The organism is Coleofasciculus sp. C1-SOL-03, from assembly GCF_040220555.1.
Lineage (GTDB): Bacteria > Cyanobacteriota > Cyanobacteriia > Cyanobacteriales > Coleofasciculaceae > Coleofasciculus.
The window spans coordinates 16565-33106 of sequence record NZ_JAVJUO010000069.1; the positions used below are offsets into that span (position 1 = coordinate 16565).

The 16542-nt window shown below is 58.6% G+C and carries 13 protein-coding genes and 1 tRNA gene; 12 read left to right on the forward strand and 2 right to left on the reverse strand.

The window, feature by feature from the left end:
- Window positions 1-92 precede the first annotated feature (92 nt).
- Window positions 93-485, forward strand: coding sequence for a DUF7673 family protein (locus RIE73_RS10950; RefSeq protein WP_350168392.1), 393 nt, complete (start codon window positions 93-95; stop codon window positions 483-485).
- A 515-nt stretch (window positions 486-1000) separates the two neighbouring features.
- Window positions 1001-1369: a hypothetical protein gene (locus RIE73_RS10955; protein ID WP_350168394.1), complete on the forward strand. Its 369-nt coding sequence runs from the start codon at window positions 1001-1003 to the stop codon at window positions 1367-1369.
- A gap of 153 nt (window positions 1370-1522) precedes the next feature.
- On the opposite strand, the gene RIE73_RS10960 is transcribed toward RIE73_RS10955, so the two are convergent.
- Window positions 1523-1609, reverse strand: a tRNA-Leu gene (locus RIE73_RS10960).
- Between the two features lie 148 nt (window positions 1610-1757).
- Between RIE73_RS10960 and RIE73_RS10965 the strand changes: the two genes are divergently transcribed.
- Complete coding sequence (locus tag RIE73_RS10965; RefSeq protein WP_350168396.1) at window positions 1758-2747, forward strand: complex I NDUFA9 subunit family protein; 990 nt, start codon at window positions 1758-1760, stop codon at window positions 2745-2747.
- Here the strand turns inward: RIE73_RS10965 and RIE73_RS10970 are convergent.
- Window positions 2744-3547, reverse strand: coding sequence for an undecaprenyl-diphosphate phosphatase (locus tag RIE73_RS10970; RefSeq protein WP_350168398.1), 804 nt, complete (start codon window positions 3545-3547; stop codon window positions 2744-2746). The genes RIE73_RS10965 and RIE73_RS10970 overlap by 4 nt on opposite strands.
- 228 nt (window positions 3548-3775) lie before the next feature.
- On the opposite strand from RIE73_RS10970, the gene RIE73_RS10975 reads away from it, so the two are divergent.
- From RIE73_RS10975 to RIE73_RS11015, 9 genes are all read left to right on the forward strand, one after another.
- On the forward strand, window positions 3776-5212 hold the full coding sequence (locus tag RIE73_RS10975) for an NAD(P)-dependent oxidoreductase (protein WP_350168399.1): 1437 nt from the start codon (window positions 3776-3778) through the stop codon (window positions 5210-5212).
- A gap of 97 nt (window positions 5213-5309) precedes the next feature.
- Window positions 5310-6077, forward strand: coding sequence for a hypothetical protein (locus tag RIE73_RS10980; RefSeq protein ID WP_446401207.1), 768 nt, complete (start codon window positions 5310-5312; stop codon window positions 6075-6077).
- 4 nt (window positions 6078-6081) lie between these two features.
- Entirely contained in the window at window positions 6082-10614 is a 4533-nt protein-coding gene (gene gltB, locus RIE73_RS10985; RefSeq protein WP_350168403.1) for a glutamate synthase large subunit, read from the forward strand.
- 233 nt (window positions 10615-10847) lie between these two features.
- A complete protein-coding gene (locus RIE73_RS10990) occupies window positions 10848-11219 on the forward strand; it encodes a DUF4189 domain-containing protein (protein ID WP_350168405.1) in 372 nt (123 codons plus the stop codon).
- A gap of 60 nt (window positions 11220-11279) precedes the next feature.
- On the forward strand, window positions 11280-12011 hold the full coding sequence (mtgA, locus tag RIE73_RS10995) for a monofunctional biosynthetic peptidoglycan transglycosylase (protein WP_350168407.1): 732 nt from the start codon (window positions 11280-11282) through the stop codon (window positions 12009-12011).
- A gap of 59 nt (window positions 12012-12070) precedes the next feature.
- Entirely contained in the window at window positions 12071-12736 is a 666-nt protein-coding gene (gene fzlA, locus RIE73_RS11000; RefSeq protein WP_300893793.1) for an FtsZ-binding protein FzlA, read from the forward strand.
- Window positions 12737-14127: 1391 nt separating this feature from the next.
- Window positions 14128-14433, forward strand: a complete 306-nt coding sequence (locus RIE73_RS11005; RefSeq protein ID WP_446401208.1) for a helix-turn-helix transcriptional regulator — start codon at window positions 14128-14130, stop codon at window positions 14431-14433.
- On the forward strand, window positions 14423-15319 hold the full coding sequence (locus RIE73_RS11010; RefSeq protein WP_446401209.1) for a reverse transcriptase family protein: 897 nt from the start codon (window positions 14423-14425) through the stop codon (window positions 15317-15319). The genes RIE73_RS11005 and RIE73_RS11010 overlap by 11 nt, the downstream gene beginning before the upstream one ends.
- Before the next feature lie 73 nt (window positions 15320-15392).
- Complete coding sequence (locus RIE73_RS11015; protein WP_446401210.1) at window positions 15393-16151, forward strand: hypothetical protein; 759 nt, start codon at window positions 15393-15395, stop codon at window positions 16149-16151.
- The last annotated feature ends 391 nt before the right edge of the window (window positions 16152-16542 follow it).

The following is a 16542-nucleotide window of genomic DNA, read 5'->3' on the forward strand; positions in this document are numbered from 1 at the left end:
TTTGTCGGACCCCCAGAGGAACCCACGTTCGGAGCGGCGAGAGGTAGAACCTCACGCATGAACATCTAATCACCACTTTCGAAAGGCCCGACATGTCCGAACCCAAAGAAGACACAAACCCTCCTGAAGATGGGCTGGATGCGATCCGTAGGTCGCTTGCCGTTCACAAACAAAACCGGGCTCGTTTTTGCGTCCTGCCCGGCAAAGTCAAGCCGGACCACCCGGAACTCGTTTCGGCTGCAAACACGCTGATGAAACTGGCGCGATCCGGCAGTGGCGCGAGCGCGGGCGCGGCACGTTTACTCCATGCCTGCTTTTCGGGTGTGACCGCCTTCAACATCGACGACTTCCGGAAGCTTGACCCTCACAACTTTCACGCCGCGATGATCGTTCTCAATTTTGCGCTCTTCGAGGGCTGTGAAAGGATCCTGGAGGATGAGGAAATGGAATGGCTCAGGCGGAACTTCGAGTTCGCGAATCCATGACCTAACTACCTCGTCGCGCCTCTCTATCTCGCCTCAATCATTGATTCCAGGGTCCGCTTCATTCGTGAAACGGACCCTTTCTTTTTCATGAGGGCCGGAGGGGATCATATGGCCGCCGGCTACCTGTAAAAACGACGCAGGAGGCCCTCCCTGAACCCCAAAGGTGCTAAAGGTCAGCGATGAGCGGCCTCCCGGGAGTTCGAGGCACGTGCGTGCCGTAGAGCGGTCAGACGCACGAAAGAATATCGCCATCCTAATGTGGAGACGCGCCTTCTCAGTGAGACGCGTCTCCACATTAGGATGGCGTCTCATCCGGTGAGGATTTGACCCTTTCCGGTGTTTTCGAGAACTCTAATACGTGGATGCTGCTGCCGCGAGGGTTCTTCGAACAGGGGCGACGTGCAATCCCGCACAGCGATCCCGCACCGCCGTGTACTCTCCATGCGACGGTGTCTGACCGCGCCAGTTTCAGAAACCTCTGCACACGCCGGGGGCTGGACGCGTGAGGTTCCGATATGAACCAACTCACGATCATTCCCACATTCGCAGCTCTTCGATCCACAGTTCTGGATCGTCTTCGGGACTACCTCGACGATCACGGCGACAGCCTCGATGGGCTGATCCGTCAGGGCCGGGCAGACCCCGGCGTCGACGAGAAAGCGGCCCTGCGAGAGATCGCAGACCAGGTCCACGCGACCAGAGATGCCCGAACCCTCGTCCTGCGTATGCGGACTATCATGGGCGAGCTACTCTGCCTAATTGGTGAGCCTCTCACAGAGATCGAAGGAGGTTACTCTGGCCCAGAATTCGACGGGGCACTCAGCTGGCACGCTGCTCGGCTCACCGATCTGGAACGAGACATCAAGTTCGCATTTCGGGTGTGACCGCCCGCTTCCATCACCAGCATAAAAGAAAACCTGTCTCGTCGGCTTTCATGTCGGCGGGGCGCGTGTGGAGCAAGTTGTGGGGCAAATCCTTCCAATCATTCGCCCGAAACCTCAGAAAACCAACAAATTCTGGATTTAAGGCTTGACGAATGGTGCCCAGGAGAGGACTCGAACCTCCACGTCCATACGGACACTAGCACCTGAAGCTAGCGCGTCTACCAATTCCGCCACCTGGGCCGGTGTCGTGAGGACGCCGTTTAGCCGGGGGCCGGGGCGCTGTCAACGGCGATTTTCCGGTGGGCCGGCAATCGGGCATCACGCCTTGTCGAAGCCCGCGCGGGAGGCTAGGAAGAGGGGTGAACGGCAAGACTGCGGAGGCCAGCATATGCCCAAGTCAAAACTCGTCACGATCTTCGGGGGCTCCGGTTTCCTGGGGCGGTATATCGCGCGGCGGATGGCCAAGGCGGGCTGGCGGGTCAGGGTGGCCGTGCGGCGCCCGAACGAGGCGGTGTATGTGCGGACCTACGGGGTCGTCGGCCAGGTCGAGCCGGTGCTGTGCAATATCCGCGATGACGAGAGCGTGCGGTCGGTGCTGCGCGGGGCGGATGCCGCGGTGAATTGCGTGGGCACGTTCGACAAGGGCGGCAAGAACAATTTCGATGCGGTGCAGAACAAGGGTGCTGCGCGAATCGGCCGGATCGCCAAGGAAGAGGGCGTGGCGCGGCTGGTGCATATCTCGGCCATCGGGGCCGATGCGGAGGCCGAGACGCTTTATGGCCGGAGCAAGGGGCAGGGCGAGGCGGCGATCCTCGAGTCGTTCCCCGATGCCGTGATCCTGCGGCCGTCGGTGATGTTCGGGGCGGAGGATTCGTTCTTCAACCGCTTTGCCGGGATGAGCCGGCTGGGGCCGATCCTGCCGGTTGTCGGGGGCTCGACGAAGTTCCAGACCGTGTGGGTCGACGACGTGGCCGCCGCCGCGGAGATGGGCGTGAAGGGCACGGCCGCGCCGGGCATTTACGAGCTGGGCGGACCGGATGTGAACACGTTCCGCGAGCTGATGCAGCAGATGCTCGGGGTGATCCATCGCCGGCGGATGATCATCAACATCCCGTTCTGGATCGCCTCGATCATGGCCGGGGTGATGGAGTTCGTGCAGACCATCACCTTCGGCCTCGTGCCGCCGCAGATCACCCGCGACCAGGTGCAGACGCTGAAGGACGATAACGTGGTGTCGGTGGGGGTGAAGACCTTTGCCGATCTCGGGATCGACCCGGTTGCGATGGAGGCGGTGCTGCCGGATTATCTGTGGCGGTTCCGGCCGGACGGGCAGTATGACGACATCAAGCGCTCGGCCTCGAACCTGCGGGGCGCCTAGCTGTAGGCGATAAATAGCAGGACGATGCCGAGGATCACCCGGTAGATCACGTAGGGCGTGAAGCTGACGGTGCGCAGGAGGCGCATCATTATGGTAAGCGCCAGCAGGGCCGCGACGAAGGCCAGCGCGGCGGCGATGCCGCAGTCTTTCAGAAGCGCGAGATCGGCATTGAGCAGCGCCTCGCCCGAGAGCAGGGCGCCGCTGGCGACGATGGTCGGCACGGACATCAGCATCGAGAGTTTCGCCGCGTCGTGGCGGTTGTAGCCGAGAAAGCGGGCGCCGGTGATGGTGATGCCAGAGCGGGAGGTGCCGGGGATCAGGGCGATGGCCTGCCAGACACCGACGACCATGGCGTCGGTCAGGGTCCAGTCCTTCTGCGAGCGGGTGGTCTCGCCGAACTGGTCGGCCCAGTAGAGCAGGATGCCGAAGATCAGCATCGCCCATGCGATCACCGCGACCGAACGCAGGTAGAGGTCGAGCCCGGTGAGCTTGAGGATCAGGCCGAAGGCGATGACCGGCACGGCGGAGACGAGCAGGAGCAGGGCGAGTTTCGCCCCCTCGGTATCGGCGCGGCCCATGAGGAGGCGGGGCAGGCCGAGCATCGCCTTGCGCATGTCGGACCAGAAGTAGAGCAGGACGGCGAAGAGGGTGCCCACGTGGACGGCGACGTCGATGGCCTGGCCCTGGTCCTGGAGACCGGTGAGGTGGGGGAGGAGAATCAGGTGGCCGGAGGAGGAGATCGGCAGAAACTCGGTAAGCCCCTGAATCAGGGCGATGATGACGAGGTGGAAGAGGGGCATCAGCGGAGGTCCCGGCGGGGCGGAGGGGTGTTGGCCCAGCTATAAACAACTGAGTTCCGGGGGAAAGATTTGATTTAGGTCCGGAGCGGACTTAATTTATGACCAAAAGATAAAGAAAAAGCGCGAGTTGTAGCTATTTATTTCGTATTAGGTCAGTCTTTCTGACTTTATTTCCCGATTACCATAAAGTAAACAAGCGCGGTATTTCGGAAATTCGGAGACGACCCCGTGGCAAAGCAGCCCATGTTGAAATTCGTGACTGTAGAACGGTCCATGCCAGAAAAGCGTTCAGCCACCGAACGCAACCAGGACTTTCACGAGATCTATGCCGAGTATGCCGCCGAGAAGGCGAAGGAGCAGTCAGGCCGCTGCAGCCAGTGCGGCGTGCCCTATTGCCAGACCCATTGCCCGCTGCACAACAACATCCCCGACTGGCTGCGCCTGACGGCGGAGGGACGGGTGAAGGAAGCCTATGAGCTGAGCCAGCTGACCAATACCTTCCCGGAGATCTGTGGCCGCATCTGTCCGCAGGACCGTCTGTGCGAGGGCAACTGCGTGATCGAGCAGTCGGGCCACGGCACGGTGACGATCGGGCAGGTGGAGAAATACCTGACCGATACCGCCTTCGAGGAAGGCTGGGTCGAGGATATCACGCCCGGCGAGGAGCGCCCCGAGTCGGTGGGGATCATCGGCGCCGGGCCCGGCGGGCTGGCGGCGGCGGACATGCTGCGGCGGGCCGGTGTGCAGGTGACGATCTATGATCGGTACGACCGCTCGGGCGGGCTGATGATCTATGGCATTCCCGGCTTCAAGCTGGAGAAGGACATCGTGATGCGCCGCAACGCGCAGCTCGAGAAGGGCGGCGTGGAGTTCGTGATGAATTGCGACGTGGGCAAGGATATCGGCTTCGAGGAGATCCGCGAAAAGCACGATGCGGTGCTGATCGCGACGGGGGTTTACAAGAGCCGTGACCTTCCCGGCCCGGGGTCGGGGGCGAGTGGCATCGTGCGGGCGATCGATTACCTGACGGCGAGCAACCGGAAGAGTTTCGGCGACGATGTGCCGGAATTCGAGAGCGGCGAGCTGAACGCCGAGGGCAAGCGCGTGGTGGTGATCGGCGGTGGCGATACCGCGATGGACTGCGTGCGCACGGCGGTGCGGCAGGGGGCGACCTCGGTCAAGTGCCTGTACCGGCGCGACCGGCAGAACATGCCGGGCAGCCAGCGCGAGGTGGACAATGCCGAGGAAGAGGGCGTGGTGTTCGAATGGCTGAGCGCGCCCAAGGGGTTCGTGGGCGACCCGGTGACGGCGGTGAAGGTGCAGCAGATGCGCCTTGGCGCGCCGGATGCGACCGGGCGGCAGACGCCGGAGGAGATCGAGGGGGCCGATTATGACGAGCCTGCGGACCTCGTGATCAAGGCGCTGGGCTTCGAGCCGGAAGAGCTGCCGACGCTGTGGGGCGTGGAGGAGCTTGCGGTGACCCGCTGGGGCACGGTCAAGGCGGAATTCACCACCGGCCGCACGGCGATGGACGGGGTCTATGCCGTGGGCGATATCGTGCGGGGCGCCAGCCTTGTTGTCTGGGCGATCCGCGACGGGCGCGACGCGGCGGAGGCGATCCTGAAGGATCTCGACGGTGGCCGGCAGGCCATCGCGGCGGAGTGACATGCGACGTCGGTCTAACGTCGGTATTTTGTCGGTATTGCGTCGGTGCCGAGAGCGGCGCCCGGCGGCAGACGGGTCAGGTGGCCTGACCCATCGGATGAAGGAACGGTTAACAGTGAAGACGGGGATCAACAGGGCATGGTGCCGGATTGCGGCCGGTCTCGTGGCGGTTTCTGCCGCGCCGTCGCTTGGCCACGCCGATTTTGCCATGTGGCAGGATATGCCGCTGGAGGCCTGTAACCCGGTTTACGCTGTGCAGAAGCGGGGTTGCCAGCTTGAGAAGGTCTATACCTGTTCGGTTGGTGGCGAAGACTTCCTGCTTTACCGGGAGATTGATGAAGACCTGTTCGTCTCGACTGAAGTCACCGATCTTGAAGGCGGGTCCGTCGTTTACTGGAACGCCGAGGGTGATTTCAACCTGATCGACATTGCGGAGGACCGCGACCCTGTATCCGTCAGTGAACTGATGGAAACAGGCCGCGACGTGTTCGATCATACCGCGCTGATGATTGTCGCCCCATTCATCGACCCCATTCCTGCACGTTTCACAGGCGAAATGCGTTTAACGGACGAAACCTTGGTTCTTGAGCGTACCGTTTTCACGAAGCTCTCGTCCGAATACCGCTTTACGCTGAACTCCTTGGATCTCTTCTGGACAGGCGAACAATATCTGGATCGAGACAGCCATGCGATTATTGCTGGCAGTGGGACAGGTCGCATCGACGGTTCAGAAGTGCCGGAAATCGCAGAGCCAGTCGAGATCATCTATCCCGATGAACTGGGGTTCACGAGCGATCAGCCACAATACGACTGTGAGGCAATCAGCAGCATTGCCACGCCGAACAGCCTATCCGCGAAAGGATAATGCCATGACCAAATTCGACACCAACTGGGCCAAGAACGAGGAAGCCAAGCGCAAGTGGCTGGCCGAGAACGGCATGTATTCCGAGGAGGAGGAGCATTCCTCCTGTGGCGTCGGGCTTGTCGTGTCGGTGGATGGATCCCCCAGCCGCAAGGTGGTGGATGCCGGGATCAACGCGCTGAAGGCGATCTGGCACCGGGGCGCGGTGGATGCCGATGGCAAGACCGGGGACGGTGCCGGCATTCACATCCAGATCCCCGTGCCGTTCTTCTATGACCAGGTGCGGCGCACCGGGCACGAGCCGCGGGAAGACCAGTTGATGGCCGTGGGGCAGGTGTTCCTGCCGCGGACGGATTTCGGCGCGCAGGAGACCTGCCGGACGATCGTGGAGACGGAAGTCATCCGCATGGGGCATTACATTTATGGCTGGCGGCACGTGCCGGTGGATGTGAGCGTTCTGGGCGAGAAGGCCAACGCGACGCGGCCCGAGATCGAGCAGATCCTGATTTCCAACGCCAAGGGGATCGACGAGGAGGATTTCGAGCGGGAGCTTTACGTCATTCGCCGCCGGATCGAGAAGGCGGTGGCCGAGGCGGGGATTCACGGGCTTTATATCGCGAGCCTGTCGTGCCGGAGCATCATCTACAAGGGCATGATGCTGGCCGAGCAGGTGGCGGATTTCTATCCCGACCTGCAGGACGAGCGGTTCATCAGCGCGTTTGCGATCTATCACCAGCGCTATTCGACCAACACCTTCCCGCAATGGTGGCTGGCGCAGCCGTTCCGGATGCTGGCGCATAACGGCGAGATCAACACGCTGAAGGGCAACACCAACTGGATGAAGAGCCACGAGATCCGGATGGCGAGCGCGTCCTTCGGGGATCACGCCGAGGATATCAAGCCGATCATCGCGGGCGGGTCTTCGGATTCGGCGGCGTTGGATTCGGTTTTCGAGGTTCTGGTGCGGGCCGGGCGGAGCGCGCCGATGGCCAAGACGATGCTGGTGCCGGAAAGCTGGTCGAAGCAGGCCGAGGAGCTGCCCGAGGCGTGGCGGGACATGTATTCCTACTGCAACTCGGTGATGGAGCCGTGGGACGGGCCGGCGGCGCTGGCGATGACCGATGGCCGCTGGGTCTGCGCGGGCATGGACCGGAACGGGCTGCGGCCGATGCGCTACGTGGTGACGGGTGACGGGCTGGTGATTGCCGGGTCCGAAGCCGGGATGGTGCCGATCGACGAGGCCACGGTGCGGGAGAAGGGCGCGCTTGGGCCGGGGCAGATGCTGGCCGTCGACATGCAGAAGGGGCAGCTTTACCACGACACCGAGATCAAGGACAAACTGGCGCGCGCCCTGCCGTTCGGCGAGTGGGTCGGCAAGATCAACGACATGGACGAGGTGCTGGCCGGGGTGACGGAGAAGCCGCTTTACACCGGGGCCGAGCTGCGCCGGCGGCAGATCGCGGCGGGCTACACGATCGAGGAGCTGGAAAGCGTGCTGTCACCGATGGCGGAGGACGGCAAGGAGATGGTCGCCTCGATGGGGGATGACACGCCGAGCGCGGTGCTGTCGAAGAGCTATCGGCCGCTGAGCCACTTCTTCCGGCAGAATTTCAGCCAGGTGACCAACCCGCCGATCGACAGCTTGCGCGAGTTCCGGGTGATGAGCCTGAAGACGCGGTTCGGGAACCTGAAGAACGTGCTGGACGAGAGCGGCGCGCAGACCGAGATCGTGGTGCTGGAAAGCCCGTTCATCGGCAATGCGCAATGGGCCGCGCTGATGCGCGAGTTCGAGGGGGAGGTGACGCAGATCGATTGTACCTTCGCGCCGGGCGAGAACGCGCTGCGCGACGGGCTGGCGCGGATCCGGGCCGAGGCGGAGGATGCGGTGCGCTCGGGTGCCGGGCATATCGTGCTGTCGGATACCGGGGTGAGCGAGGAGCGGATCGGGATGCCGATGATCCTGGCCACCAGCGCGGTGCATTCGCATTTGACGCGGAAGGGTCTTCGGACCTTCTGTAGCCTGAACGTGCGGTCGGCGGAGTGCATGGATCCGCATTATTTTGCCGTGCTGATCGGGGCGGGCGCGACGGTGGTGAACGCCTATCTGGCCGAGGACAGCCTGGCCGACCGGATCGAGCGGGGGCTGCTGGATGGCGGGCTGACCGAGAACGTGGCGCGGTATCGCGAGGCAATCGACCAGGGCTTGCTGAAGATCATGTCGAAGATGGGGATCTCGGTGATCTCGTCCTATCGCGGTGGTCTGAACTTCGAGGCGGTGGGGCTGTCACGCGCGATGTGCGCGGAGTATTTCCCGGGCCTGACCAGCCGGATTTCCGGTATCGGGGTCAGCGGGATCCAGGCGAAGCTGCAGGACGTGCACAAGCAGGCGTTCCGGGGCGGCAAGGATATCCTGCCGATCGGGGGGTTCTACAAGGCGCGGAAATCGGGCGAGACCCATGCCTGGGGCGCGCAGACGATGCACATGATGCAGATGGCGTGCAACAAGGCGAGTTTCGAGCTTTGGAAGCGGTACAGCCAGGCGATGCAGGCGAACCCGCCGATCCATTTGCGCGACCTGATGGCGATCAAGCCGCTGGGCAAGGCGATTCCGCTGGAAGAGGTGGAAAGCGTGACCGCGATTCGGAAGCGGTTCGTGACGCCGGGGATGTCCCTAGGCGCGCTTAGCCCGGAGGCGCACAAGACGCTGAACGTGGCGATGAACCGGATCGGCGCGCGCTCGGACAGTGGCGAGGGCGGCGAGGACCCGGCGCATTTCACGCCGGAGCCCAATGGTGACAACCCGTCGGCGAAGATCAAGCAGGTGGCGTCTGGCCGGTTCGGCGTGACCGCCGAGTACCTGAACCAGTGCGAGGAGCTGGAGATCAAGGTGGCGCAGGGCGCGAAGCCCGGCGAGGGCGGGCAGCTGCCCGGCATGAAGGTGACCAAGCTGATCGCGCGGCTGCGGCATTCAACGCCGGGCGTGACGCTGATTTCGCCGCCGCCGCACCACGATATCTATTCGATCGAGGATCTTGCGCAGCTGATCTATGACCTCAAGCAGATCAACCCGACGGTGAAGGTCTGTGTGAAGCTGGTGGCGCAGTCGGGCGTGGGCACGATTGCCGCGGGCGTGGCCAAGGCCAAGGCCGACGTGATCCTGATCTCGGGGCACAATGGCGGCACCGGGGCGAGCCCGGCGACCAGCATCAAGTATGTGGGCCTGCCGTGGGAGATGGGGCTGACCGAGGCGCACCAGGTTCTGTCGATGAACCATTTGCGCGACCGGATCACCCTGCGGACCGACGGGGGGTTGCGGACGGGCCGCGATATCGTGATGGCGGCGATGATGGGGGCCGAGGAATACGGCATCGGCACCGCCGCGCTGATCGCGATGGGGTGCATCATGGTGCGGCAGTGCCAGTCGAACACCTGCCCTGTCGGTGTCTGTACGCAGGACGAGAGCCTGCGGGAGAAGTTCACCGGCAACGCGGACAAGGTGGTGAACCTCATCACCTTCTACGCGCAGGAGGTGCGGGAGATCCTGGCCAGCATCGGCGCGCGGTCGCTGGACGAGGTGATCGGGCGGGCCGACCTGCTGACGCAGGTCAGCCGGGGCTCGGCGCACCTGGACGACCTTGACCTGAACCCGATGCTGATCACCGTGGATGGGGCCAAGGACATCGTCTATGACCGCAACAAGCCGCGGAACGAGGTGCTGGATACGCTGGATGCCGAGATCGTGCGGGATGCGGCGCGGTTCCTCAACGATGGCGAGAAGATGCAGCTGCATTACGCGGTGCAGAACACCGACCGAACGGTGGGCACGCGGGTGTCGAGCCATATCGTGCGGAATTTCGGGATGCGCAACGCGCTGCAGCCCAACCACCTGACGGTGAAGCTGACCGGCAGCGCGGGTCAGAGCCTTGGGGCGTTTGCCGCGCCGGGGCTGAAGATCGAGGTGTCGGGCGATGCCAACGACTATGTCGGCAAGGGCCTGTCGGGGGGCACGATCGTGGTGCGCCCGCCGCAAATGAGCCCGCTGGTGGCGGCGGACAACACGATCATCGGCAACACGGTGCTTTACGGGGCGACGGCAGGGTATCTCTTTGCCAGTGGCCGGGCCGGGGAGCGGTTTGCGGTACGGAACTCGGGCGCGCACGTGGTCGTGGAGGGCTGCGGCTCGAACGGGTGCGAGTACATGACCGGGGGCATTGCCGTGATCCTTGGCGAGGTGGGCGCGAACTTTGCCGCCGGGATGACGGGGGGCATGGCCTATCTCTACGACCCGGACGGCAAGGCGCGGAACCTGATCAACGCGACTTCGGTGGTGGTCTGTCCGGTGACGGAGGACCATTGGCTAACCGAGCTGGAAGGGCTGATCCAGCGGCATGCCGAGGAGACCGGCAGCCGGCGGGCGCAGGACATCCTGCAGTACTGGGAGCTTGAGAAGGGCAACTTCCTTCAGATCTGCCCGACCGAGATGCTCGACAAGCTGGACTATCCGCTGGGGATCGAGGACGAGGCGATTCCGGCGGAATAGGGTCGATTTTCGACAGGTTTACCGGGCCGTGAGCGCATGATTTGCGCCGCTCGCGGCCCGACGCCCTGTCGGATGCCTCCGGCGGGGATATTTCCGGCCAGAAGAAGCGAGGGTGCCCGCCCTGGGCCGGGATGGCTCGGCGGGCCGGGCAATCTGACCTGCCCAAGCTGTTGAAGTTTGGCGAAAATCCGGAAATGGCTGATACTGACCCCGGGTAACCGGGAGAATCACTTATGAAATTTCGTTTGTTCATTTCCGGCGCCGTTGCGGCGCTTGGCCTTGCGGCCGGGCCGGTGGCGGCCGGGCAGTGCGGGTACCAGTATTGCTGGGGTGCGGTGGGTTTTGGGCCGGGGGGCGCGTATGGCTGGTCGAACAACTACCCGTCACAGCAGGAGGCCTTCAACCGCGTCAACCAGGAATGCGGGGGAGGATGCACCCAGATCAAGACCTTCTACAACAGTTGCGGGGCGATGGCCGTGGGGGCCAATAACGGCTGGGGCTGGGGTCACAGCCCGAGCCGGGCGGGGGCCGAGAACATCGCCATGGGGTACTGCAACCAGTACGATTACGGTTGTTCGATCCGGGTCTGGGCCTGTTCGTTCTGACGCATCGGCGCCGGCACGCCGGTATTGAAAGACACCTGCGGGCGCTGTAGCGGACACGGGATGGCAAAGCGCAAACCGGCAAAATCGAAGAAGACGGGCGGGCGGGCGAAGCGGAAGTTTCGCCCGGTTGCCTTTGCGTGGCGCTGGGGTATCCGGCTGATCCTTGTGGTGGCGGTGGTTGCCGCCTGCATGATCATCGCGCACCGGGTGCTGAACCCGCCGAAGACGATCTACATGCGGCAGGAAGAGGCGCGGCTGGGCAGGATCGAGCATGTGTGGGTGCCGCTGACGAACGTGGCGCCGGTGATGGCGCGGGCCGCGGTGGCGGCGGAGGATGCGGAGTTCTGCAACCACTGGGGGTTCGACATGTCGGCGATCCGCAGTGCGATCGAGGAAGGCAGCGGCCGCGGCGCCTCGACCATCAGCCAGCAGACGGTGAAGAACGTGTACCTGTGGCACGGGCGGAACTGGCTTCGGAAGGCGCTGGAGGCGATGATCACGCCGGTGGTCGAGATCGTCTGGCCGAAGCGGCGGATCATCGAGGTCTACCTAAACGTGGCGGAGTTCGACGAGGGGGTGTTCGGGGTCGAGGCGGCGGCACGGCATTACTTTGGCGTGGGGCCGGACAAGCTTACGCCTACGCAGGCGGCGCGGCTGGCGGCGGTGCTTCCGGACCCGAAAGGACGGTCGGCCGCGAACCCCTCGGCCTATGTGCGCAAACGCGCGGCCTCGATCCTTGACGGGGCGGCCACGATCCGCCGCGACGGCAGATCGGCCTGTTTCGAGGATTGAATTACATCGATATTCCGGGCATGGAGAAACGCAGCCCGGCGCAGAACAGCAAGACGGACATGGCAAAGCTATATCACGTTCCCCTTTCCCCCTTTTGCCGCAAGGTGCGGCTCGTACTTGCCGAGAAGCGGATCGAGTGCGAGCTGGTGGAGGAGAAATACTGGGAGCAGAGCCCGGATTTCCTGCGGCGCAACCCGGCGGGCAAGGTGCCGGTGCTGAAGCTCGACGACCGGATGATGGCGGAGAGCACGCCGATCTGTGAATACATCGAGGAGAAGTATCCCGAGCCGCCGTTGATGCCGAAATCGGCCGAGGCGCGGTTCGAGGTGCGGCGGCTGGTGAACTGGTTCGACGACAAGTTTCACAGCGAGGTCACCTCGAACCTGCTGTACGAGCGGGTGAACAAGAAGGTGATGAAGCAGGGGTTTCCGGACAGCTCTAACGTGAAGGCCGGGGCGAAGGCGATCAAGTTCCACCTCGATTACATGACATGGCTGCTGGACCAGCGGCGGTGGCTGGCCGGGGACGTGATGACGCTGGCGGATTTCACGGCGGCGGCGCATCTGAGCTCGCTGGATTACATCCGGGACGTGGACTGGAACCGGTCGGAGATCGTCAAGGACTGGTATGCGAAGATCAAGTCGCGGCCGGCCTTCCGGGGGATTCTGGCGGACCAGATCCCGGGGTTTCCGCAGCCGGCGCATTATGCGGACCTGGATTTCTGAAAAGGGCGGTTGCGGGGGGGGGGGGGGGGGGGGGGGGGGGGGGGGGGGGGGGGGGGGGGGGGGGGGGGGGGGGGGGGGGGGGGGGGGGGGGTGGGGGGGGGGGGGGGGGGGGTGGGGGGTGTGGGGTGTCGGGTGTCGGGTGTGGGGAACAATTGAACCCCTCTGTTAGAGCCAAAATGATTAAGATAACCAAAATTGGCGCTCATCTGGTAGTGCTGGGAAATAAATTTCCAGCCAAAAGCGGCAGTAAGAATTGAGCTTACTGGGATATTCGATAATTATACCTTATCCTAACTTTAGATTACGCGATCGCTCTCGACTATTTCCACCCCGTCTCCATCTGGGAATGAGTAAGTTACCCAGTTGTGGGCAATAGCAGTAATATCAGGATGTTTTGGTTGATAACTCTTGCCTACCCTACATCAAATCTACATAAAATCTGTAGGGGCGAAAAGCTTGCGCCCGATTCAATGGTAATATCTATGCCACCATTTTAGCTGTGTCGAGCCGCCATCGTGGGTTAGGTGTATAGTAGGGCAAACACCACCGGATACCTGGATGGGTTCAGATATACCGTAGGGTGGGCATTGCCCACCAGCCTTAATTCAGTACCATTCAGGTTAAGTGCATGGTAGGGCAAACGCTACCAGATACCTGGATAGGTTTGTTGAGTTACGCTCTCGAAGAACGCACCCGACAAGCTATGCGATCGCACCATAGTCATGACCAATACCACAGGGAACCACGCTGAACAAAAGTTCGCTATCAGCGAACACAGTTTGCAAATTTCGCGCTATAGTAGGTTCAGTCGGGTTAAAGGAGATACTCGCCACTCACTGGATCGCTTTTGCGGTCTGAGGAAGATGGGAAACCGTCTTCTGCCGTGCTTCTGCCGTGCTTCTGCCATGCTTCTGCCGTGCTTCATAGTAGTCTCAGTATTTCACAGATTCGTGACGCATTGAGTATGCCACTGGTCAAAGATTAAGCGGCTCTAGATCGCAATGAACGAGTGAAGTCTAGTACAAAGCACACCAGCGCAGCGCAGCCAAGGCGAAGTGTCTGCGTGGGTATAGGAAGAGTTAAAACTGCCGTTCTCCAGGTTTGTTTGAGGCGACGCTCATTTTCCTTGTGTGAATGAGTGCAAACAAAACTTAGTTAAGGAGATCCATTAATTATGGAAAACCAAAATCCCGACAAACGGCAGGAGCAATCGAAAAAGCGTCAATACAAGCGGTGGCTGAAATGGCTCCGCAACCCTCAGACGCTCCGTCTACTGTTTAAACTTGGTCCGGTCATTTTCAATATTTTGAGATGGCTAATTGAGTTATGGCAGGACTAGATTGCTAACTTTTCTTCTACCGAAGAAACCCTCTAGCCACAGGAGGCTAAATATGCTAAACGAAGCTCTAAGGTTGATGAGGGTATTCCATGACTTATCGCAAAAGGAGTTAGCGGAAAAACTAGGAATATCCAAATCATATCTTTCAGAAATTGAATCAGGAAAAAAAACTCCAACGCTTGATTTACTCAATCGATATTCGCAGTCATTCGATATACCGATATCTTCAATTATGTTTTTCTCGGAAAGCTTAGATGAAGACATAAAAATTGAGAAGCTGAGGACATTTGTCTCATCAAAAATACTTGCCATACTTAACTTAATTGCTGAAAATTCTGGTCATTCACATGTCAAGTAGCCGATCTAAGCAATATAAACTAGACCAGTCACCTTTTTACGGCTTAAAGTCTAAGAAAAAACTGGCAAAGTTTTTACAGGTGAGTCTAACCAAGCTCAAATCCTTAACCCAATCAGAGAATTTGTACATAGAGCAAGATAGGTTTGATCCAAAGAGAAAAAAAATCCGTCATGTGGAAAAACCAAAGCCTATCCTAAAACAAGTTCAGAAGCGAATTGAAGAGCTTTTAAAGCGAATTGAAATTCCCGACTACATACATAGTCCAGCCAAAGGGCGTTCCTATATAAGCAACGCTAAAGCTCATGTAAATAGTCCTGACGTAAGGAGTTTTGATATCAAACAGTACTTCGCTTCTACTCCCTCTAGACGTGTCTATTGGTTCTTCCACAAGCGAATGAAATGTTCTTCGGATGTGGCTGGTATCCTGACCAACCTCTTGACGTTCAAAGATCATCTGCCAACTGGTAGTCCATCCAGTCCTATTCTGTCATATTTTGCCCACATAGATATGTGGGAAGAGATCAGCAAAATTGTCGAGAGTGGAGGTTGTATCTTAACTGTCTATATGGATGATGTCACAATTTCAGGTAGACAGGTTCCAGGGATATTGATATGGCAAGTCATACAGCAGTTTTATCGTTGTGGGTTACGTGATAACAAGAAAAAACAAAAGCATTATGCGGACAAAAAACCGCGTGAAATAACTGGAGTCATTATTCGGGATAATCAGCTAAAGCTTCCCAATCGACAACATCTCAAGATGCATCAGTGTCGCCAATTCATTCAGCAAGAGGTTAATTGGGAAAAACGAGATAAACCCAAACAAATATTAAAGGGATTAGAATCACAAGAACAACAAGTAAAAAAAGCTAATTTAGATATATAACCATTACCACTATTATAGATAAAAGGATTTTTTATTATATTGTTCATTTTGAAAATATCTAGGTTAAATGATTATGTTTGAACACAAAGATTTACCAGAAGCCGCATTGTACCAGCGTAATTTTAATGGCACACTTTTTCCTTTGAATACCCGTGATAACAGTTTGCCTATTTTAGCTAGAGCAAAATTTGCTGGTAAATCTTGTTATGTGCCTCAAAGTGAGGAACCTAACAAGCACAATGTCTTCTACAGCGTTAGCAATGTTCTCAAACTTACTCAAGATGCTAAATCTATAGAAGCTCTGCGTAAGTGGGAAGCTAGAATTGGCACAAATGAAGCTAAACGTATTCGATATGAAGCAATTGGTGCTGGAAAAGCTCTTCACGCTTATCTTCACTCTTACTTGACTGGAAAAGAAGCTAAACCAGTTAACCAATGCTATGAACCTTATTTCCAAGCTCTCAACCAATTATTACCTCATTTTGGTACTTCTCTGTTATCAGAACAGTTTGTTGTGAGTTTCAAATACCAATACTTTGGTAAGCTAGATCAGCTAAGTTTATACCGAGAAGCCTTGACTTTGAGCGATTTAAAAACATCATTAAAACCAAAACTTTCTCTGGATTGGATTCAGGACAAAATCCTTCAATTAGCAGCTTATTATATTCCCGTTGAAACGCTGTATCCAGTAGAACAAGCAGCTTTGCTCTATCTAATTAGTGATGGTTCATCTAATGAATTTATTTTCACTCCAGAACAGATGATTTGTTATAAGCAACTCTGGCTTGAGCGATTAACTCAAGTGAATGACACAGTGGCATCGGCGGCTTAGTCGATTCAATGGAACTGGGAGAATAGCTGTTCTTAGGAAGCTTTAGGGTTCGTCCTGGAATGTTGTTAAGATTGCCTCGTTATAGTACCTCTAAATCTGATTTTTGTCAAAAAAAAGTTCTATTTTTTACAAAAATACATGCATCGAACCGATGAACGCCGTTGCACATTTTTGGGTTCCGAGTTTGCGCCGACTACGCTAAATCAAGAGGTGCAGCGAACGTCGCTCTAAAATCACTTAAAAATGCTTACACTTCCCCAGACGTTCAATTCTACCAAATCGCTGCACTCACGTAAACTCGTTGCTAATTGAGAAATATTCTCACAGTTTTTTGAGCGATTAAGTTCTGTAAAGCAACAAAAATTAAACCGAAACCTGTTGAGTGAATAAT